Origin of the sequence: Bradyrhizobium sp. USDA 327 (assembly GCF_041262065.1) — a bacterium.
GTDB lineage: Bacteria > Pseudomonadota > Alphaproteobacteria > Rhizobiales > Xanthobacteraceae > Bradyrhizobium > Bradyrhizobium liaoningense.
Map to the genome: position 1 here is coordinate 778,716 of NZ_JBGCCW010000001.1, position 18,539 is coordinate 797,254.

General features: G+C 64.0%; 18 protein-coding genes and 1 pseudogene. 14 read left to right on the forward strand and 5 right to left on the reverse strand.

Annotated features, from left to right (window positions below):
• Positions 1–10: 10 nt before the first annotated feature.
• The gene (locus tag ABIA42_RS03395) at positions 11–679 is read right to left on the reverse strand and encodes a hypothetical protein (RefSeq protein ID WP_370115513.1); all 669 of its coding nucleotides are present in this window, start codon (positions 677–679) and stop codon (positions 11–13) included.
• Positions 680–921: 242 nt separating this feature from the next.
• On the reverse strand, positions 922–1,998 hold the full coding sequence (locus tag ABIA42_RS03400; RefSeq protein ID WP_370115511.1) for an HD domain-containing phosphohydrolase: 1,077 nt from the start codon (positions 1,996–1,998) through the stop codon (positions 922–924).
• A 251-nt stretch (positions 1,999–2,249) separates the two neighbouring features.
• Here ABIA42_RS03400 and ABIA42_RS03405 point away from each other — a divergent pair, with 251 nt between their 5' ends.
• The 12 genes and pseudogenes from ABIA42_RS03405 (at position 2,250) to ABIA42_RS03460 (ending at position 14,503) form a co-directional block, all read left to right on the forward strand.
• Complete coding sequence (locus ABIA42_RS03405) at positions 2,250–2,573, forward strand: STAS domain-containing protein (protein WP_028178231.1); 324 nt, start codon at positions 2,250–2,252, stop codon at positions 2,571–2,573.
• Positions 2,573–2,938, forward strand: coding sequence for a response regulator (locus ABIA42_RS03410; RefSeq protein ID WP_370115508.1), 366 nt, complete (start codon positions 2,573–2,575; stop codon positions 2,936–2,938). Before ABIA42_RS03405 ends, ABIA42_RS03410 begins: the two co-directional genes overlap by 1 nt.
• A pseudogene (locus tag ABIA42_RS03415) lies at positions 2,935–5,012 on the forward strand (chemotaxis protein CheW). The gene ABIA42_RS03410 and the pseudogene ABIA42_RS03415 overlap by 4 nt, the downstream one beginning before the upstream one ends.
• Positions 5,012–5,473 carry a chemotaxis protein CheW gene (locus ABIA42_RS03420; protein WP_370115506.1) on the forward strand — a complete coding sequence of 154 codons (462 nt, stop codon included), beginning with the start codon at positions 5,012–5,014 and terminating at the stop codon, positions 5,471–5,473. The pseudogene ABIA42_RS03415 and the gene ABIA42_RS03420 overlap by 1 nt, the downstream one beginning before the upstream one ends.
• Before the next feature lie 37 nt (positions 5,474–5,510).
• Entirely contained in the window at positions 5,511–7,208 is a 1,698-nt protein-coding gene (locus tag ABIA42_RS03425; protein WP_370115504.1) for a methyl-accepting chemotaxis protein, read from the forward strand.
• Between the two features lie 66 nt (positions 7,209–7,274).
• On the forward strand, positions 7,275–7,763 hold the full coding sequence (locus ABIA42_RS03430; RefSeq protein ID WP_271526800.1) for a chemotaxis protein CheW: 489 nt from the start codon (positions 7,275–7,277) through the stop codon (positions 7,761–7,763).
• A 59-nt stretch (positions 7,764–7,822) separates the two neighbouring features.
• The gene (locus tag ABIA42_RS03435) at positions 7,823–9,625 is read left to right on the forward strand and encodes a methyl-accepting chemotaxis protein (RefSeq protein ID WP_370115501.1); all 1,803 of its coding nucleotides are present in this window, start codon (positions 7,823–7,825) and stop codon (positions 9,623–9,625) included.
• A 133-nt stretch (positions 9,626–9,758) separates the two neighbouring features.
• Positions 9,759–10,613: a protein-glutamate O-methyltransferase CheR gene (locus tag ABIA42_RS03440; RefSeq protein WP_370115499.1), complete on the forward strand. Its 855-nt coding sequence runs from the start codon at positions 9,759–9,761 to the stop codon at positions 10,611–10,613.
• Between the two features lie 16 nt (positions 10,614–10,629).
• The gene (locus tag ABIA42_RS03445) at positions 10,630–11,721 is read left to right on the forward strand and encodes a chemotaxis response regulator protein-glutamate methylesterase (RefSeq protein WP_271526797.1); all 1,092 of its coding nucleotides are present in this window, start codon (positions 10,630–10,632) and stop codon (positions 11,719–11,721) included.
• 5 nt (positions 11,722–11,726) lie between these two features.
• On the forward strand, positions 11,727–13,454 hold the full coding sequence (locus ABIA42_RS03450) for a chemotaxis protein (RefSeq protein ID WP_370157115.1): 1,728 nt from the start codon (positions 11,727–11,729) through the stop codon (positions 13,452–13,454).
• Positions 13,455–13,604: 150 nt separating this feature from the next.
• Positions 13,605–14,048, forward strand: a complete 444-nt coding sequence (locus tag ABIA42_RS03455; RefSeq protein WP_271526966.1) for a hypothetical protein — start codon at positions 13,605–13,607, stop codon at positions 14,046–14,048.
• A 170-nt stretch (positions 14,049–14,218) separates the two neighbouring features.
• Positions 14,219–14,503: a hypothetical protein gene (locus ABIA42_RS03460; RefSeq protein WP_370123659.1), complete on the forward strand. Its 285-nt coding sequence runs from the start codon at positions 14,219–14,221 to the stop codon at positions 14,501–14,503.
• Between the two features lie 10 nt (positions 14,504–14,513).
• Here the strand turns inward: ABIA42_RS03460 and ABIA42_RS03465 are convergent, their stop codons facing one another.
• The gene (locus ABIA42_RS03465) at positions 14,514–14,879 is read right to left on the reverse strand and encodes a VanZ family protein (protein ID WP_370115496.1); all 366 of its coding nucleotides are present in this window, start codon (positions 14,877–14,879) and stop codon (positions 14,514–14,516) included.
• A 185-nt stretch (positions 14,880–15,064) separates the two neighbouring features.
• Positions 15,065–15,238 (reverse strand): hypothetical protein, encoded by a 174-nt coding sequence (locus ABIA42_RS03470; protein WP_199751639.1) that lies wholly within the window; start codon positions 15,236–15,238, stop codon positions 15,065–15,067.
• Positions 15,239–15,727: 489 nt separating this feature from the next.
• Between ABIA42_RS03470 and ABIA42_RS03475 the strand changes: the two genes are divergently transcribed.
• Positions 15,728–16,144 (forward strand): hypothetical protein, encoded by a 417-nt coding sequence (locus ABIA42_RS03475; RefSeq protein WP_271526794.1) that lies wholly within the window; start codon positions 15,728–15,730, stop codon positions 16,142–16,144.
• 284 nt (positions 16,145–16,428) lie between these two features.
• Positions 16,429–16,707, forward strand: a complete 279-nt coding sequence (locus tag ABIA42_RS03480; protein ID WP_370115493.1) for a hypothetical protein — start codon at positions 16,429–16,431, stop codon at positions 16,705–16,707.
• A 219-nt stretch (positions 16,708–16,926) separates the two neighbouring features.
• Here the strand turns inward: ABIA42_RS03480 and ABIA42_RS03485 are convergent, their stop codons facing one another.
• Positions 16,927–18,153, reverse strand: a complete 1,227-nt coding sequence (locus ABIA42_RS03485) for a hypothetical protein (protein ID WP_370115491.1) — start codon at positions 18,151–18,153, stop codon at positions 16,927–16,929.
• Between the last annotated feature and the right edge of the window lie 386 nt (positions 18,154–18,539).

Consider the following 18,539-nt stretch of genomic DNA (forward strand, 5'->3'; position numbering starts at 1 on the left):
GCGGAGCCGCCTATTCGAGCCGCAGCAGGCGGCCGACGATCGGCGTCGGCGATGACGTCGCGCTGGCGTCGATCTGGAAGGCGTAGCGCTTGGCGCCGAGAATGGCGAGATAGCTGCCGCCGGGCGTCAGCGACTTCCCGGCTTTGGCGAAGTCATAGAACTTGCCGCCGACCATGGTCTCGTTTCTGAGTGGCACGGTGATCGTGGGCTCCTTGCCGTCGGTGCGCTCGATCACCAGCGTGCTCCCGCTCCTGGCCTGCACCAGCGGAGCGACCCCGTAGAGCGTCGGCAGCTTGGACGGGGCGCTCTTCGCGTCCGACCGCACGGTGCGGAAGGTCGTTGCGGCGCTCTGGTTCGCCTGGCGCTCCGACAGTTTTGCCGCATTGGTATCGCAGGGCACCTTCTCCCGCTTGACCTCGCCCAGCTGCACGGTGCTCTGCTCGGTGCCGACCAGAACGACGCCTTCGCTGATCGTCTCGCGCTCGCAGGATTTGAGGTAGCTGAGCGTGATGCTGGCCTTGGGCCCGAGCTTGATGATCTTGCCCGGCGCCACATAGTCCATGAACGCGATACCGTCGACCTTGCCCTGGACGTCCTCGACGATCGCGGCAGGAGTCTGCGCTATAGCGGGGGCCGCAAGGAAGAACGCGCCGACACAGGCGCCAATCAGGCTTTTCATGGGAATTCTCATCCAATTCGACGATGCTCTGCCGCCCCGTCCCGGTTCAATGCCTAGCAGCAGGGCGTCCGGGCAAGTGTGACCAGAATCACTCTTGGTTATTGGTGCCACTCTAGCAGGAACAGGTTCAAACCGGCGACCGGAGAAAAATGAAGCCGCGGCAAGATGTTGGCGGATTGCCAAGGCGGTCGGGACGGCCCCGGCCGAATGGCCCTGGATCGAACCGCTCTCCGCCGCATTCACTACGACGGAGCGAGAGGGGCGTCGGTCCTCTGAAAAGGAGTCGTCCGCCGACCGGCGGCGATCTCGACCACCTCGTCCCAGCGCGACAGGAAGGCCTCGACGCAGGTCGGATCGAACTGCCGGCCCGCGTTCTCGACCAGGTAATTGCGCGCCGCCTCGAGCGGCATCGGCTCCTTATACGGCCGCCGCGTCGTCAGGGCATCGAAGACATCGGCGACTGCGACCACGCGTGCGGCGATTGGAATTTCATCCGCCTTGAGGCCGTTCGGATAGCCTGCGCCGTCCCAGCGCTCGTGATGTCCTGCGGCAATTTGCGCACCGAGCCGGATCAGCTCGCAGCTGGAATCGGCCAGGATCCGCTCGCCGATCGTCGCATGCGTCCGGATCACCGCCATCTCCTCGTCGGTGAGCTTGCCCGGCTTAAGCAGAATGTTGTCGGGAATGGCGACCTTGCCGACGTCGTGCAGGGGGGCGGCCAGATAGATGTCGCGGCAGAGCCGGGCCGGCAGCGCGAGCTGGTCGGCGATGATACGGCTGTATTTGGCGACCCGCAGCGTGTGCTCGCCGGTGTCGTTGTCGCGGTATTCGACCGCGAGCGCGAGCCGCAGGATGATCTCCTCCTCGCGCTCGCCGAGCTTTCGTGTCGCTGCTGCGACGTCGCTGGCCAGATGCGCGGCGCGGTCGTTGAGCTTGCGCACGGCTGCACCAAGCTGAACTAAATTCCGCAGGCGCACCGTCATCTCGAGGCTTTGTGGCTGCTTGGGTAGAAAATCGGTTGCACCGGCCTGCAGCGCTTTCATCTTGACGTCATCGGTCTGACGCGAGGTGATCATCGCGATCGGGATGTCGGTGCAGCCGGGAAGCCCGCGAAAGGCGCGGATGAAGCCGATGCCGTCCATATGCGGCATCTCGTAGTCGACCAGCACCAGATCGAAGGCGCGCTCCTGCGCGCAGGCCAGCGCCTCCACGGGATCGAGGAAGGTGGTGGCCTCGACCAGACCTTCAGCCTCGATGTGACGTTTCAGGAAGTTGAGGACGGAGCGGCTGTCATCAACCAGGAGCGCTTGGGTCAGCATTGGTGGCCGGGGCTCTCTTCACTGGCAAAGACACGAACCCCAGCCATAGCCCAAGCGAATTTAACGCGAAGCAAACGGCCGCACGGATGTGCACGTCTCGATGACATCTCAGCAGGTTGTGCACGCCTGCGTACAGTTGCGCGAATTCCGAACGAGTGTCACCCGTAGTTGTACGGATGCCCGTGTTAGGGGTTTGCTCACTCGATTCGCGTCAAACGAGTGTCGGAATTCTAGCAAAGGCGGGTGCAGCGATGGCGCTCAATCCCACGGAGCCGAAGTGGTCGTTGCGGTTGCCCGCCGATTGCAGCATCGCGGCCATTCGCAACGTCTATGAGCTCATTCGCGAGGCGTTCGGCCGCCAGGAGCGGCTCGAGATCGACTGTTCGAGCGTCGACAAGGCCGACGTGACTTCGATCCAGCTTCTGCTGTCGACCGCCAAGACGGGCGAGGCCCAAGGCCGCCCGGTGGTGCTCACATCATTCTCTCAGTCTCTGCGCAACACCCTTCGCCGCGCCGGCTTCGCCAGCGAGGCGATGATCGATCAGCACTTCCCGCAAAAGAAAGATGGCACCTGATGGCCACGATTCTTACCGTCGACGATTCCCCCAGCATCCGGCAGATGATCAAGGTCGTGCTCGAGCCGGCCGGTCACAACGTGATCGAGGCCGGCGATGGTGCGCAAGGACTCGCCAAGGCCCAGGCCGGCAAGCTCGACCTCGTCATCACCGACCTCAACATGCCCGTCATGAACGGGCTGGAGCTGATCCGCGCACTGCGCAAGCTCCCGAGCGCGGTCGGCATGCCCATCGTGTTCCTGACCACCGAATCCAACGAGACGGTGAAGCAGGAGGCCAAGAGCGCCGGCGCCACCGGCTGGATCACCAAGCCCTTCAAGCCTGAGCAGTTGCTCGCCGTGGTCGGCAAGTTGGTGCGCACATGAGCGCAATGGACCCGACCGAGGTCTTTCGTCAGGAAGCCAGTGAGCTCTTTGAAGTTCTCGAAGGGGCCTTGCTCGATCTCGGCCAGCGTCCCGACGACCGCGAACTGGTCGATTCCGCCTTCCGCGCCCTGCATACGATCAAGGGCTCGGGCGCCATGTTCGGCTTCGACAAGGTCGCCTCCTTCACCCACGAGTTCGAGACCGCCTTCGACCGTGTCCGCAAGGGCGAGATCAAGCCGACGCAGGAGCTGATCTCGGTCGCGCTCGCCGCCAAGGACTATATCCGTGCGTTGATCGAGGATCCGCAGTCGACCGACGACATTATCGGCGAAGCCATTCTCGATGATCTCAAGCGCTTCGTCTCGGCCGACAGGCCTGGCGCTCCGGTCGTCGAGATCGCCGAGGCGCCGCCGCTGGCGCCTGGCGGGAGCAAGCAGGCCGGCTGGCACCTCTATCTGGAGTTCGAATCCCACATCCTGCGCAACGGCTCGAATCCGCTCGACCTGTTGGAAGATCTCTGCAAGCTCGGACCTTGCTTCGTCGTGCCTGTCACCGACGGCATCCCGTTCCTCGACGAGATGGAGCCGGAAGACTGCTATCTGAAGTGGGACGTCAAGCTGCACGCGGCCTGCGACAAGGACGCGATCGACGACGTCTTCATGTTCGTCCAGGACGAGTTGAAGCTCACCCTCTCGCCGCTCGAGCATGTCGAAGCGCCCGCGCCTGCACCGCTCTTTCAGCTTATCGACGAGGAGCCGGCGCCCATGGCCGAGATGCCTGCGCCCCCGGTCGAGCTTCCCGCCGCGCCGGTCGCCGAGCAGCCCGTCGCCAAGACCGAGCCCAAATCTGAACCGAGGCCGGAGCCGAAGCCCGAAGCCAAGCGCGAAGAGCGCGGCATTGCCACCGTCCGCGTCCAGGCCGAACGCCTCGACGAACTGATGGACCGCGTCGGCGAGCTCGTCATCGCCCAGGCGCGGCTGACCCAGCTCGCATCGTCCGGCTCCGACCTCTCGATCAAGATGATCGCCGAGGAGATCGAGCGCCTCGCTTCCTCCTTGCGCGACACCACCATGGGTGCCCGCATGGTGCCGATCGGCTCCTTGTTCGGCCGCTTCCGCCGCCTCGTGCACGATCTGTCGCGGGATCTGTCCAAGCCGGTCGAATTCGTCACCACAGGCGAGGATACCGAGCTCGACAAGACCATGATCGAGTGCCTGGCCGACCCGCTGGTGCACCTGATCCGCAATGCCATCGACCACGGCATCGAAGACACCGCCACGCGCGCTGCCAATGGCAAGACCGAGCAGGGCCGGATCGAGCTCGCCGCCGTCCACTCCGGCGCGCAGGTGCTGGTCACCGTGAAGGACAATGGCGGCGGCCTCAACACCGCGCGCATCCGCGCGAAGGCGGAGGAGCAGGGGCTGATCGCGGCCGGCGCCGTGCTGACCGATCACGAGATCCACCAGTTCCTGTTCCACCCGGGCTTCTCGACCGCCCAGACCATCTCGGCGCTGTCGGGCCGCGGCGTCGGCATGGACGTGGTCAAGCGCACCATCGAGAACATGCGCGGCACGATCGATTTGTCGACCAGGCCGGGACAAGGCACCACCGTGACGCTGCGCCTGCCTTTGACGCTCGCGATCATCGAGGGCCTCCTGATCCGCGTCGGCGAGGGCCGCTACATCATTCCGCTGTCGGCGGTGGAGGAGTGCGTCGAGCTGACGGCCGAGGACGAGCGTTCGCGCGGCCGCAACTTCCTCAATGTGCGCGGCAACCTCGTCCCGTTCTTGCGGCTGCGCGAGATCATGTCTTCGTCGGGTTCGCCCGACAAGCACCAGAAGACGATCATCATCTCTCCACGGGCGAGACCCGCGTCGGCCTCGTCGCCGACCAGATCATCGGCAACCACCAGACCGTGATCAAGTCGCTCTCCAAGCTGCACTCCGACGTCACGATCTTCTCCGGCGCGACGATCCTCGGTGACGGCACGGCGGCTCTGATCCTCGACGTCGCGCAGCTGGTCTCGCTGGCGCAGTCGAAGGTCGAGAAGCAGCATATCAGCGAGGCGGCGTGATGAACGGGAATTTGGCGGGCGAGCATCAGTCCGGCGCAATGCAGGTCGTGATGATCGGCCTCGGCGAGGAGAAGTTTGCGCTCGACGCGGGTCTCGTGCGCGAGATCATCGATCCCGTTCCCGTGACCAAAGTTGCGGGTGCGCGCGCCTTCGTTCCCAGCGTGATCAACGTGCGCGGCAACGTCATTCCGCTCGCGGACCTGCGCATCCGCTTCGGCATGCCGCAGCTCGACAACTCGGCCGACACGCGCATCGTGGTCATCGAGCTCGAGCTCGACGGCGAGCCCGTCCTGGTCGGCCTCACTGCCGACAAGGTCTACGAAGTCACGGAAATCGCGCAGACCGACGTGCAGCAGACGCCACGTGTCGGCATGCACTGGAAGCCGGAGTTCATTCGCTTCATCGCGAAGTGGCGTGAAGAGTTCGTCATCGTTCCCAACATGGAACGCATTCTGAATTGAAATGAGGTCTCGGGGGCGAGATCTGTAGGGGCTGGAAATGAGATTTACCGTCAAGGCAAAGCTTGCCACCGCGTTTGGCTTGGTCATCGTCCTGTCCGGGCTCGCGGGCGGCGTGGCCTACATGAAGCTCGGCGACATGATGGCCACTGCCGACAGCATGGTCCTGCGTGCAAACCGCATGGAGAAGGCGACGCAGATCGAAAAGGATATTCTGCTTCAGCTGCGCGCCGAAAAGAACGCAGTTCTTGGAACGGAAGCTCAAGCCGAGCAGTTTGCCGCTGAGGCCGCGAGGCTTCGCGAGCAAGCGACGAAGACCAGGGATGAGGTCTACACGCTGGCGAGCGAGGGGGGCCGGAAGCTGCTCGACAGCTTTGCAGCCACCTACGCGAAGATGAATACGTACCAGGAAGAGACGTTTCGGCTTGCGAAGACTGACAAGCCCAAGGCCATGGAGCGCTCGATGGGTGACGGCCGCAAGGTCGTCGCGGACGCGATGGAAGCCATGGGCGCCTACGTCGTCAATACGAAGAAGCAGATGGCCGAGCAGGCGGTCCAGTCCAAAGCAGAGGGGCACCAGGCCCAATTCCTGCTGATGACGTTGATCGGCATCTCGCTGGCGGTTGCGATCGGGGCCGCGCTCTGGATCTCCATCTCGATCAGCCGTTCGCTCGGAAGGGCTGTTGGCCTTGCGGGCGCGGTCGCTGAGGGCGATCTCAGCCGGACCATCCCCTCGGCGAGCAACGATGAGATCGGAGATCTCGTCAGGTCGCTGAACGTGATGGTCGAGAAGCTTCGGCAGATCGTCACCGAGGCGATCACGGCGGCGCAGAACGTCTCGGCCGGCAGCCAGGAGCTGTCCGCCAGCGCCGAGCAGCTCTCGCAGGGCGCGACCGAGCAGGCTTCGTCGGCCGAGGAAGCCTCCTCCTCGATGGAGGAGATGGCCTCCAACGTGAAGCAGAACGCCGACAACGCCAACCAGACCGAGAAGATTGCGGCGCAATCGGCCAAGGACGCCGAGGCCAGCGGTGTCGCCGTCGGTCGTGCCGTCGAGGCGATGCAGACCATCGCCGAGAAGATCACGATCGTGCAGGAGATCGCGCGCCAGACCGACCTGCTCGCGCTCAACGCCGCAGTGGAAGCGGCGCGCGCAGGCGAGCACGGCAAGGGCTTTGCGGTGGTCGCCTCCGAGGTGCGCAAGCTCGCCGAGCGCAGCCAGGCGGCCGCGGCGGACATCGGCACGCTCTCGACCGAGAGCGTCAAGGTCGCGCAAGAGGCGGGCCAGATGCTATCCAAGCTCGTGCCCGACATCAAGAAGACCGCGGAGCTGGTGCAGGAGATCACCGCGGCCTGCCGCGAGCAGGACGTCGGTTCGGCGCAGATCAACCAGGCGATCCAGCAGCTCGACAAGGTCGGCCAGCAGAACGCCAGCGCGTCCGAGCAGGTGTCCTCGACCTCGGAGGAACTCGCTTCGCAGGCCGAGCAGCTCCAGTCCACCATCTCGTTCTTCCGGATCGAGCACGCGACACGCAAGGAGAATGCCGCGGCCGAGCCGATCGACCGCGCCGTCGGTCAGCTCCGGGCCAAGGCTGCGCACATGGCGGCTGTGGATCGCGACACCAAGAAGCCGGCCCCCGTTCGCAAGCCGGCGCGCGCGATGAAAGTCGCCGGTGGTGGTGGCTTCGCCTTCGACATGCATGACGGCGAAGACGACCGCGACGCCGAGTTCCAGCGTTGATCAGCCGGTCCGGCCGTTGTGCCGGGCCGCATTCATTTGCCAACCTCCGGATTCTTGGACTGCATCATGGCCGCAACCTCGCAATATCTGACGCTCGGGCTCGCCGGCGAGACGTTCGGCATCAGCATCCGCAATGTCCGTGAGATCCTCGACATGCGGCCGATCTCGCGGCTTCCGCACGCCCCGAACTTCCTGCTCGGCATGATCGACGTGCGCGGCAGCGGCTATCCGATCGTCGACCTCCGGACCAAGCTCGGCCTGCCGAGCGTGCCGTCCACCGAAGCCACCCGCATCATCATCCTAGACGTGCCGATGAAGGACCGCCTGGTCGGCGTCGGCTTCGTCGCCGACTGCGTGTTCGAGGTCACCGACATCGACGAGCAGGCGATCGAGCCCATCCCCGAGGTCGGCGGGAAATGGCAATCCGACTATGCCGTCGGCATCGGTCGCAAGGGCGAGAAGTTCGTCGTGATCTTCGACCTCGCCAAGCTGATGGCGAACGACAAGATCCCGGAAGGGCGCGATGCCGGCGCGGACGCACCTCGCGCCGCCTGAGTTGCAAGAGTCAAGCGTGATCACGCGTAAACACCCCAATTCGAACCAACGAGACTGACATGAGATTCACCGTCAAAGCCAAGCTTGCCGGCGCCTTCGGCGTCGTCATCCTGCTGTCCATGATCGCCGGCGGCGTCGCGTATCTGAAGTTGAACGACATGGTCGCGACGGCCGAGCACCTGTCTGCCCGTGCCGGCCGGCTGGCAAAGGTTGGCGAACTTCAGGAGGCCGTCCTGCTTCAGGTGCGGGCCGAGAAGAACACTATCCTCGCGGCGGAAGCCGACCAGGACAAGTTCATCGGCCAGATCGCCCAACTGCGCGAACGCGCGATGAAGGTGAAGGACGAGGTCTATTCCAGCGCAAGCGAGACCGGCAGGAAATTGATCGATACTTTTGCCGTTGCCTACGCGAACTCCAACGCGGTACAGGATCAGACGCTTGCGCTCGCCAAACAGGACAAGGCCAGGGCGACCGAGCGGTCGATGACCGAGGGCCTGAAGGCCTCCACGCCGGCACTCACGGCGGCGAGCGACTACATCAATTATGTGAAGAAGCAGATGGCCGCGGAGAGCGAGCAGGCCAAAGTCGACGGAAGCCACGCCACCCTGATTCTCGTTTCCCTGATCCTCGCCTCGCTCGTCATCGCCATCGCTGCCGCGACCTGGATGGCTCTGAATATCAGCCGTTCGCTTTCCAGCGCGGTCGGCCTTGCCGATGCGGTGGCGATCGGCGATCTCAGCCAAAAGATCGATTCATCCAGCAATGATGAGATCGGCGACCTCATCAAGTCGCTGAATGCGATGACCGTCAATCTCAATCAGACCGCCGCGGTTGCCAACGAGATCGCGCAGGGCAACCTCATGGTCGAAGCCAAGCCGCTGTCGGACAAGGATACGCTGGGCCTGGCACTCGAACGCATGGTGGAGAAGCTTCGGCAGATCGTCGCAGAAGCCCTCACCGCCGCGCAGAACGTCTCGGCCGGCAGCCAGGAGCTCTCCGCGAGCGCCGAGCAGCTGTCGCAGGGCGCGACCGAGCAGGCCTCCTCCGCCGAGGAAGCCTCCTCCTCGATGGAGGAGATGGCCTCCAACGTGAAGCAGAACGCGGACAACGCCAACCAGACCGAGAAGATCGCTGCGCAGTCGGCCAAGGATGCGGAAGCTTCGGGCGCAGCCGTCGGCCGTGCCGTCAGCGCGATGCAGACCATCGCCGAGAAGATCACGATCGTGCAGGAGATCGCGCGCCAGACCGATCTGCTCGCGCTCAACGCCGCAGTGGAAGCCGCGCGCGCCGGCGAGCACGGCAAGGGCTTTGCGGTGGTCGCCTCCGAGGTGCGCAAGCTCGCCGAACGCAGCCAGGCGGCCGCGGCCGAGATCGGCACGCTCTCGACCGACACCGTCAAGGTGGCGCAGGAGGCCGGCGCCATGCTGTCCAAGCTCGTTCCCGACATCAAGAAGACCGCTGAGCTCGTCGAGGAGATCACCGCGGCCTGCCGCGAGCAGGACGTCGGTTCGGCGCAGATCAACCAGGCGATCCAGCAGCTCGACAAGGTCGGCCAGCAGAACGCCAGCGCCTCCGAGCAGGTGTCCTCGACCTCGGAGGAGCTCGCCTCGCAGGCCGAACAGCTCCAGTCGACCATCGCCTACTTCCGCATCGAGCAGGGTGGAAAGAGCCACGCCGCCGCGCCGATCGACCGGGCGGTGAATCAGCTGCGCGCCAAGGCGGCCACCATGGCGGCGGTCGAGCGTCCGGCCAAGAAGCCGCTGGCCAAGCCGGCGCGTGCCGTGAAGGCTGCCGGTGGCGGCGGTTTCGCCTTCGACATGAACGACGGCGAGGACGATCGGGACGCCGATTTCCAGCGCTAGGATTCTGACGCGTCGGCCCGCCATTGGCGGGCCGGTCCGTCTTCGGCAATTTTAGCTAAAGTGTAGGATTCCAGATGCTCCGTATGGCCCGTTATGCAATGCAGGTGGCCGTCCCGGGTCGGGGCAAGCAGCCATGATGCCTGCCATGCAGGACACGGCCGTGCATCTTTCGGACCGCCATTTCCGCACCATCGCCGAATTGATCGAGGGCCAGGTCGGTATCAAGCTGCCGCAGGGCAAGCGGCTGATGCTGGAGGGACGGCTGCACAAGCGCGTGCGCGCGCTGAACTTCTCCGACCTCAACGAATACGTCGAGAACCTGTTCGAGGCGGACCATTTCGACATCGAGCTCACTCATCTCATCGATGTGGTGACGACCAACAAGACCGACTTTTTCCGCGAGCCGCAGCACTTCACTTTCTTGCGCGAAGTCGCGGTTCCCGCCCTGCTCAAAGCGCATGGACGGAGAAACGCGAATCTGAAGATCTGGAGCTCGGCGAGCTCGACCGGCATGGAAGCCTACACGACCGCGATGGTGCTGGACGACATGACGCGGAGCGGCTCGCGCTTCCAGTACCGCATCCTCGGGACCGACATCTCGACCGCGGTGCTGCGCCTCGCCAGGACGGCGATCTACAACCGCGACGTGCTCGCGCCCGTGCCGGAGCAGTTCGTGAAACGATATTTTTCGTCGTCCCGGGACAGGTCGCGCGGCGAAGTGCGGATCGTACCTGAGCTGCGGCGCATGACGCACTTCATGAGGATGAACCTCATGGACAAGTCCTATCCCGTCGATCGCGACGTCGATATCATCTTCTGCCGCAACGTCCTGATCTATTTCGAGCGCGAGACCCAGCGCAAGGTGGTGGAGCAATTGTGCAGCCATCTGCGCCCGGGCGGCTATCTGCTGGTCGGGCATTCGGAATCGATGATTCACAGTGCAGTGCCAGGGCTGAAGCAGGTTCAGCCAACCATCTTCCAGGTCTAGCCGGAGCGCAACCAGAATGCCGAGGGAGAAAGTTCGCGTGCTGATCGTGGACGATTCGGCGTCGGTGCGCCAAATCCTGCTGACGATCCTGAGTGAAGATCCCGAGATCGAGGTGATGGCGACCGCGTCCGATCCGTTCGTGGCGGCCAAGCGGCTCGAGAAGGAGCTGCCTGACGTCATCATCCTCGACCTCGAAATGCCGCGCATGGACGGCATGACCTTCCTGCGCAAGATCATGGCGCAACGTCCGATACCGGTGATCATCTGCTCCTCGCTGACCGAAGAGGGTTCGAACGTGATGTTCGAGGCGTTCGAGGCGGGTGCAGTCGACATCGTGCCGAAGCCGAAGATCGACACACGGCAGGCGCTGCTCGAATGCTCCACGCGGCTGCGTGAGGCCGTGAGGTCGGCCGCCCGCGCCCGGGTGCGCCCGCGCGCGGAGCGTCGCGCAATCGAGAAGAAGCTGACCGCCGATGCCATCATCCCGCCGCCGGTGCAGGGCAAGGTCCGGCCGACCACGGAACGCATCGTGTGCATCGGTGCCTCGACGGGCGGCACCGAAGCGCTCAATGACGTCCTCGAGGTGCTGCCGCTGCACTGTCCGCCCATCGTCATCGTCCAGCACATGCCGGCAGGCTTCACCGCGGCCTTTGCCAGGCGTCTCGACGGCGTCTGCCAGATCCGGGTCAAGGAGGCCGAGGACGGCGAACCGGTGCTGCCGGGTTGCGCCTATATCGCGCCGGGAGCCCGCCACATGCTGCTCCAGCGCATCGGCCTGCGCTACCAGATCGCGATCAAGGATGGGCCGCCGGTGTCCCGGCATCGCCCATCCGTCGACGTGTTGTTCCGTTCGGCGGCCCAACATGCCGGCGCCAACGCGCTCGGCGTGATCATGACCGGCATGGGCGACGACGGCGCGCGCGGAATGCTGGAGATGCGCAAGCTCGGCGCCTCGACGCGGGCTCAGGATGAAGAGAGTTGCGTGGTGTTCGGCATGCCCAAGGAAGCCATCGCCCATGGCGGCGTCGAGAAGGTCGTATCGCTGAACCATATCCCGCGCGAAATCATGCTCTGGTATCAGACCGGGCACGTTGCGGTGGCAGGTTGAGCGCAATGTCCGTCATTCCCGCCGACACGCTTACCGAGGCGATCGCCGCGATCGAAGATGTCTCCTCGCGTATCGAGGACGTGTTCGCGCGCGTCGGTCACGAGCTCGGACGCGGACATCTCATCTTCAAGGAGCTGAACCAGGGCCTCGCAACGCTGTCCTCGGAGCTCTCCGGTGCCGAGATCGAAGGCGCCGCGACCGCGCTACAGGAGATCGCAGCGCGGCTCAGCGACCTGGCGCAGGCGCTGCCGGCCGAGAGCGCCCTGCTCGAGACGATCGGCAAGAGCACGGCGGAGGCGTCTGCCTTGCTCAAGCCGTTGTTCAAGCACATCCAGATGATCACCATCATCGCCCGCAGCGCGCGGATCGAGGCAGCCGCGCTCGACGGCGATCGCGAGGGCTTTCTCGCCTTCACGCAGGAAGCCTATGATCTCGGCAAGGCTGTGCAGGGCGCGATCGAGGGCTGTGCGCGGGATCAGCAGCGCCTCTCGGAGGCGGTCGCCACCGCATTCGGCCGGCAGAAGGAGTTCGAGAGCCGCTACCGGAATCAACTGGCGGCGGAGAGCGTCGAACTCGGCTCCGCCTATTCCGGATTGCATGATCAGCGCCGCAACAGCAGCCATCTGGCCGACCGCGCAAGTTCCAGTACCAGGAAGATCGCCGAGGCGGTCGGCAGCGCGATCGTTTCCCTGCAGGCGGGCGACAGCACGCGTCAGCGTCTCGAGCACGTCTCCCACGGCCTCGGCCTTCTGTCTGGAGCCGCCCCGAGCCTCGTTCCCGAACCGATCGCGAGCGATGACGGCGCGCGTGCGATCTGCCAGTTGCAGGCGGCCCAGCTCAGGGATGCCCAGCGCGAGTTCGGCGGCGACATCGGCCAGATCGTTTGCGCGCTGACCGCCATCCTGCACGATGCGAGCAGCGTCGTCGGGCACGGCCGCACGTTGTTCGGCGGCGAGGATGGCGGCTCGTCGTCGTTCCTGACACGCATCAAGCAGACGCTGGCGCACGCATCGGCGCTGATCGCCACCTGCGAGGGTGCGGGCCGATCGGTCGACGAGGCGCTCGCGATCGTCGAGGATACGCTGACGAAATTTCGCCAGGCGATCGCCGGGCTGGCCGAGGCGACAATCGACATCACGCTGATCGGAATGAATGCGGGCCTCAAGGCCAGCCATCTCGGCAGCCGCGGCAGCGCTTTCGTCGTCATTGCCAACGAGCTCAAGGCAACGGCCGACCAGGTCTCGGTGGGAGCGGGGCGTTTGAGGCCCGTGCTCGACGGCATCGAGCGGTCGGCCGGCGAGCTGAAGGAGCTCCGCGTGCAGGGCGATCCCACGCAGCTCGCCAAGCTCGAACCGCAGATCCTCCAGGCGCTGCGCGAGGTCGAGGCCGGCAATGAACGGCTCGGCAAGCTGATGAGCCGGCTCGTCGATGAAGGTGCGGAATTCGAGGGCCTGATGAATTCGGCGCAAGGCCTGATGACCACGCTCGGCGAAGGCTCTGCGGCACTGCCCGCGGTTGCCGCGCGGCTCGAGACCGCGAGCGCGGCCGCGCAGCAGCCGCGGCCGCAAGCGCAGGACGAAGCCGTGCTCGACCAGCTCTTTGCGCGCTACACGATGGAACGCGAGCGGGACGTGCACCGGGAGTTCCTGCAAACGTTCGGGCTGGCGTCGATCGCCGCCGTGCGCCGGGTCGAGGCAGTCGAGACCGCGGACGACGGCATAGAATTGTTCTGATCTTGCCGCGAGCGCCGCCTCCTGCGCCGGCGGAAATTTGACGGATTGACTTTGCACGGCGTTAACCGTGGCGGAATGCTCACCGCGCCGGTCATTGTCGCGCCCTACGGTTCGTTGCAAATACGCGTGGAAATCACGACGGGTGTCTCCATGCTGAAAGAAGGCAAATACGCGGCGTGGTTCAGAACCGCGCAAGCGCAAGGCACCGGTATCGTGCATCTGGCCCAGGGGCGGATTTCCGGCAGCGACAGCTTCTTCACCTATGGCGGCTCCTATCAGTTCCATGACGACCAGCGTTTCACGGCCGTTCTAACCACGCGGCGACATGCCGACGGGCCGCCGACCGTGTTCGGGCTCGACGAGGTCGAGGTCGATCTCTCGGGCGTATATACCGGTGCGATGGCGACCTGTTCGGGAACGGCCCGGGAAGCGCCTGACGTGAAGTTCGAGGTGACGCTGATCTACAGCCAGGAAGACGCTCCGGCTGCCGACGCCCGCAGCGCGGTCGTGAAGCTCAAGGCCGACAAGCTGCCCAAAGGGCTCGACGGCCGTTCCCGCAGGCGGCATCCGTTCACGGCTGGCTCGCCCAAGTAAGAGCCAGATCGACGACGCTCCGCGTAGCTTCACGAGAAGCCTGCACCTGCCGCCCTGATTAGCATTGCATTGACATTGTTGTCTCGAAGTCACGCCGCGGCCGCGCTGAAGCAATGCCGCCTTTAGAAGCGAGAGCTAGTATTGTGGCCGGTCAAGCGTGGTGGAAGAACATGCCTCAAATCTGGATGACATACGACGAACTCGGTGCGCTTTGCGGCTGCGGCGCAATGGAGGCCCGGGACCGCGCCATCCATTTGTCGCTCGATCGTCGCAAGAGCCGCGATGGGATGACACGCGTCAAACTCGATCTGGCACTGACGGTCAAGTTCTTTGCATCCGTTCGCGAGACGGATTTCGATCTCGATTTCGCCATTGAAGCGCTGCAGAACACCCATCGGCAGATGGCCGAACTGCTGGCTCCCTCCGAGCCCCGCAACAGCCGTGGGGTGGCTTGAGCCGACCGCCTTAGGAAGGTGGTCTGGGCAAGAAAGCCAGGATCATCTGGGCGAGCATGACGCCCACGGTGCCTCCCGCCGCCTTCTGCAGCACGTCGAGGAAGCCCGGATCGCGGTCGGGTATGAACGACTGCATCAGCTCGAGCCCCATAGCGACCGCGATGACGAGAGAGCAGGCCAGACCGAACCGTCCGGGCAGCAGGAAGGAAAGCAGGAAGCCGAGCAGCCCATAGGCACTGAAGCGCTCGATCACGACGACCCAATAGGCCTCGTGATGCCCCATGAGTGCGGGTCTACCCGCCAGCCTCGCCAGGGTCGCATAGACGATCAGCGCAAGACAGATGCTCGCAGCTGCTATGATGTGGTTCCTGCGCATGACGCCAACATACAGGGTTGGTTCTTCGTCAGGTTCGAAAGCCGAAAGTATCGTTAAAGGCGTCTGCCGCCGTCGCCGCTCGCACATGCCTGCTTTCAAGGTGATACGTTCGGGCGGTTCGACGTTGCAGGCGCCGCGACGGACTGTGCGGAGTGAGGTGTGCGGCGTGAGCTGCCGCGCCGAAGTCAGGTCTTCTTGCCCGTCTTCGACTTCAACGAAAGGCCAAGCCGTAACGCCATGCGCTTGATCGCATCGGGCGAGCGCCCGAGAATTTTCGCCGCTTGCTCCAGCGAGGCTGAAGACTTCGCCAACTCCATGAGCCGGCGGTCTTCCTTGAACGACCAGGGCCTGCGCGCCATAACGAAACGATCCTCTCGTCGACACAACGACAAAGCCGCCAAGCGGACCCATATTCGCTCGACGGCTTTGCTTGGGCGGGGCCGGGCTTTGGGGGAGCCCGGTGCGAGAGATGGATAAGCGGTTCGTGAAAGTTCGCAACAAACAACGCGGATTAAGCTAACCTCTCAACCTTACCGAGAAGAAGTTGGTGCATGCCGCTCCGTATAAGCACGGATGTTTCGTCAATGTCGTCTGCGACCGCCAGCGGCCGCATTCGAAATGCGCCGAAGCCGTCTTCATCAATGCGAAGCGCAGACGTGCTCGTCCACCGTGCGCTTGCCGCTTTGTGGCTGCTTGCCGGATGAACACGGGATTCGGCCTCATTTTGACTATATCCTTGGCTGGTCTGGATCGCACAAAGCCGGCTGGGACGGGAGCAAGCTTTAAGCTTTGTTAACTATGTCTGACCGATGGTAAGCCGCCTGAATCTCGAATGTGGGATGGCCCAAATGTTTCAGCTGTTCCTGAGAGCGCGCGCGCACAATCTTCTCGGCTCCCGCCGCGAGGACAAGGGTTTCAAGGCCCGCTCCGTCGAGCGCGATGCGGAGACCGACCGCGTGCGGATCGGTGCCGTCCTGGCGGCGATCGAAACGGCATTGCAGGAGGCGGAGAGGGAGCAGGCCGGGCTCAACCGGCGCGTTGACGATGCCCTGGCGCGTGCATCCGTCACCTTCGGAAACGGGACTGACGAATATCTCGAGCGGGAGCCGCTCGACAATTATCATCAGGATCTCTTCGCGGCCGACATCTCGAACGGCCAGCGACGGCTCAAGGAATTGGCAAGCACCATTGCTCACTTGAAGTTCGTCAAGACCGCAATGCTCACGCGTTTTCCGGATTTCAAGCCGCCGCAGCTCGACAGCTAGCGCTCTGCAGCCATCCCTCGAGACGCGCGCATCAGGCGGGCTCCTCGGGAGGGACGGAGTGCGCGACAACAGCTTCAACGGCCACGGACGCCGAATAGCCTCGTCCTGAGGAGGCGCGTAAGCGCCGTCTCGAAGGAGGGGGCGTGCACTCAGGATGCCGCCAGGAGTCGTATGCGGCACCCAGCGCAGACCGCGTGACAATTCGGTATCGCTTTGCGGTTTGGTGCTGCGATCCTTTTTGCTATGGTTCCGGCAAGCATTGACGGATTTGAAGGAGAGCAGAGGTGCCGGTCAAAAATCTACAGACATTGATTGGATTGGCAGGTGTTTTGACTCTGGCTGCGCCGGCGACGGCTTCGGCCATCACCGCCGAAGTGGCGCGCGCATGCGATGCTGCGGTCGCCAGGGCCTTTCCACCCAGACAAATCGGCAATCCCGCGGCCGGCAGCGCCAAGGGAACGGGCAAGGATCAGCGCGATTACTTCCAGAAATGCGTCGCCAATAACGGCAAGGTCGACGACATGCCGGCGGATGCGCCAAAGGACAACAAGCCGGCCAAATAAGGAACAGAGGGGCGGCGAGAGCGTTTTCGAGCGAGGTGGATGCCGGCCCGCTTGAAGAAAACGTATCGAGACAGGAATCGATGGCTTCGGTTCTGAGACAATCAGAACCCATGCTGCTCCAAAGCGCGATGCGATCAGGATGAATCGTCATCGCGCTTTAGGTTGTTGTCTAAGCATGATCTTCTCGGAAAACCGCTGCGCACTTTTCCGGATCATGCTTTAGCGTCGTGGCGGCGGACAGGGAGAGTAGAACGCGCCGTTCGCCGCATTGATGCGTTCGACGCATTGATTGGGATCGGTGACCGTTCCGGCGACCGTGAAGTCGTAGCCCATCCCCTTGACCACGACGATGTAGCGGCCGGGAGCGAGCGTGAAGCCGTCCTGCTCCGGCTGGAGCAATAGCATCCGCGACTGCTGTTCGATCGGACCTACCTTGTAGGGGTAGGACATGCTGCGGATGACCCAGGAATCGCCGGCGTTGACCATGGCGGCTTTCCCGCTGGCATCGACGCCCAACGCCCGGGAAACTTTCGCGACGACCCGAACTTCGGTCCCGCTTGCGTCAACGCCCCCATCGGGCCTGAACACGATGAATTTGACATCGCCATCCGTCAGTGTGGTCACGCTCGGCGCGTTGATCGCTGCCGAGATCGCGACGCGCCGGTCCGGAATCTTTCCGGGCACCGGCTTGAGCTCATGGAGTTGGCCCTCGCTCAAGGCGTAGACGCCGAACGTCGTCGGCAAAGGCATCGAGGGTTGCGCAACTGGCGCCGGCTCCTTTGGGTTCTCCGGCATTCTTTCCACGGTCTCGCCCAGCGAGGGACTCGGAATGGTGGTCGGTTGAGGCTCCGAAGTCTTCGCGCGCTCGGACGGCGGCACCACCTGCGACAATGCGGTCAGTTGTGTCCTCAGCCGTGGCCAAGAGACGATCGCGGTCCCGGCTCCCGCAATGAGCAGGAGGATGGCGGTCAATCGAATGAGGGAATTGAAGGCCGCCCTCTGTTTGGGACGGTCGGGCGATCTCGGCGATGCGACAGAACGACGTGGCGTTTCCGCGGCCTTGGAAGGGGTCGGGGAAGCCAAAGCAGGCGACGTTGGAATGGGCGGGGGAGTAACCCGCGCGTGAGGAGGGGCATCGACTTGCGGAGAATTCGACGCGACGGTGGCACTCGCCTTTGCCGATGAGGAAGTTCCGCCTCGCTCAAAGGACCGTTCGACCTCCCGAATGGCGCGTTCGAGGACTTGCTGGAGCTCTCGTGCTTCCCACGCACTGGCGGGGGTGAATTGTTCCAGGAGCTTGACGCGGGCCAACTCGTAGACGACATCCCGCATCTGCCGCGGGTCGTCGGAGATCTCGCGGATCCGCCCCGACAGCAGGCGGACGAGTCCGGCCTTGATCTCTTGCGCCTTCGAGGCGTTGGCTGCTGTGTCGCCGGTCTCGGTCATCAAGGCCGATCAACTAGCCCGGATAATGCTGTTTCGCTAGGCTTTTCACCCCGGCTCCCCTCGGGCGGGTGGGCCGCTCTATGGCCGCCCCTGCAAAGGTCCTGCACGATCGTCTCGAGGCGCTTGCTTTTGGGCAGAAACCTGTGACATTTCGTCCGGCTCCTCATTCCGGTGTTTGACCATGCGCGGCGTTTTGACAGCAACCATGTTTTTGGCCTTCCTGGTTCAGTCTGCTTCTGCGCAAGGGACCAAGGATCAGGCCAACACCACCAGCTCCAGCATCATCACGACACCGACGAAAAAAGCGCAGACCACCCAAGCAGCGTCCCGGCCGACCGCTGTCCGGAACGTGACGGGGAGCCTTCCTGCCGGAAGGGCCGCCCAAG

What these genes read in the sequence shown, in the direction of transcription:
- ABIA42_RS03395 (WP_370115513.1), bottom strand. Translation starts at nt 679, where the DNA reads ATGAAAAGCCTGATTGGCGCCTGTGTCGGCGCGTTCTTCCTTGCGGCC.
- ABIA42_RS03400 (WP_370115511.1), bottom strand. Translation starts at nt 1,998, where the DNA reads ATGCTGACCCAAGCGCTCCTGGTTGATGACAGCCGCTCCGTCCTCAAC.
- ABIA42_RS03405 (WP_028178231.1), top strand. Translation starts at nt 2,250, where the DNA reads ATGGCGCTCAATCCCACGGAGCCGAAGTGGTCGTTGCGGTTGCCCGCC.
- ABIA42_RS03410 (WP_370115508.1), top strand. Translation starts at nt 2,573, where the DNA reads ATGGCCACGATTCTTACCGTCGACGATTCCCCCAGCATCCGGCAGATG.
- ABIA42_RS03420 (WP_370115506.1), top strand. Translation starts at nt 5,012, where the DNA reads ATGAACGGGAATTTGGCGGGCGAGCATCAGTCCGGCGCAATGCAGGTC.
- ABIA42_RS03425 (WP_370115504.1), top strand. Translation starts at nt 5,511, where the DNA reads ATGAGATTTACCGTCAAGGCAAAGCTTGCCACCGCGTTTGGCTTGGTC.
- ABIA42_RS03430 (WP_271526800.1), top strand. Translation starts at nt 7,275, where the DNA reads ATGGCCGCAACCTCGCAATATCTGACGCTCGGGCTCGCCGGCGAGACG.
- ABIA42_RS03435 (WP_370115501.1), top strand. Translation starts at nt 7,823, where the DNA reads ATGAGATTCACCGTCAAAGCCAAGCTTGCCGGCGCCTTCGGCGTCGTC.
- ABIA42_RS03440 (WP_370115499.1), top strand. Translation starts at nt 9,759, where the DNA reads ATGATGCCTGCCATGCAGGACACGGCCGTGCATCTTTCGGACCGCCAT.
- ABIA42_RS03445 (WP_271526797.1), top strand. Translation starts at nt 10,630, where the DNA reads ATGCCGAGGGAGAAAGTTCGCGTGCTGATCGTGGACGATTCGGCGTCG.
- ABIA42_RS03450 (WP_370157115.1), top strand. Translation starts at nt 11,727, where the DNA reads ATGTCCGTCATTCCCGCCGACACGCTTACCGAGGCGATCGCCGCGATC.
- ABIA42_RS03455 (WP_271526966.1), top strand. Translation starts at nt 13,605, where the DNA reads ATGCTGAAAGAAGGCAAATACGCGGCGTGGTTCAGAACCGCGCAAGCG.
- ABIA42_RS03460 (WP_370123659.1), top strand. Translation starts at nt 14,219, where the DNA reads ATGCCTCAAATCTGGATGACATACGACGAACTCGGTGCGCTTTGCGGC.
- ABIA42_RS03465 (WP_370115496.1), bottom strand. Translation starts at nt 14,879, where the DNA reads ATGCGCAGGAACCACATCATAGCAGCTGCGAGCATCTGTCTTGCGCTG.
- ABIA42_RS03470 (WP_199751639.1), bottom strand. Translation starts at nt 15,238, where the DNA reads ATGGCGCGCAGGCCCTGGTCGTTCAAGGAAGACCGCCGGCTCATGGAG.
- ABIA42_RS03475 (WP_271526794.1), top strand. Translation starts at nt 15,728, where the DNA reads ATGTTTCAGCTGTTCCTGAGAGCGCGCGCGCACAATCTTCTCGGCTCC.
- ABIA42_RS03485 (WP_370115491.1), bottom strand. Translation starts at nt 18,153, where the DNA reads ATGACCGAGACCGGCGACACAGCAGCCAACGCCTCGAAGGCGCAAGAG.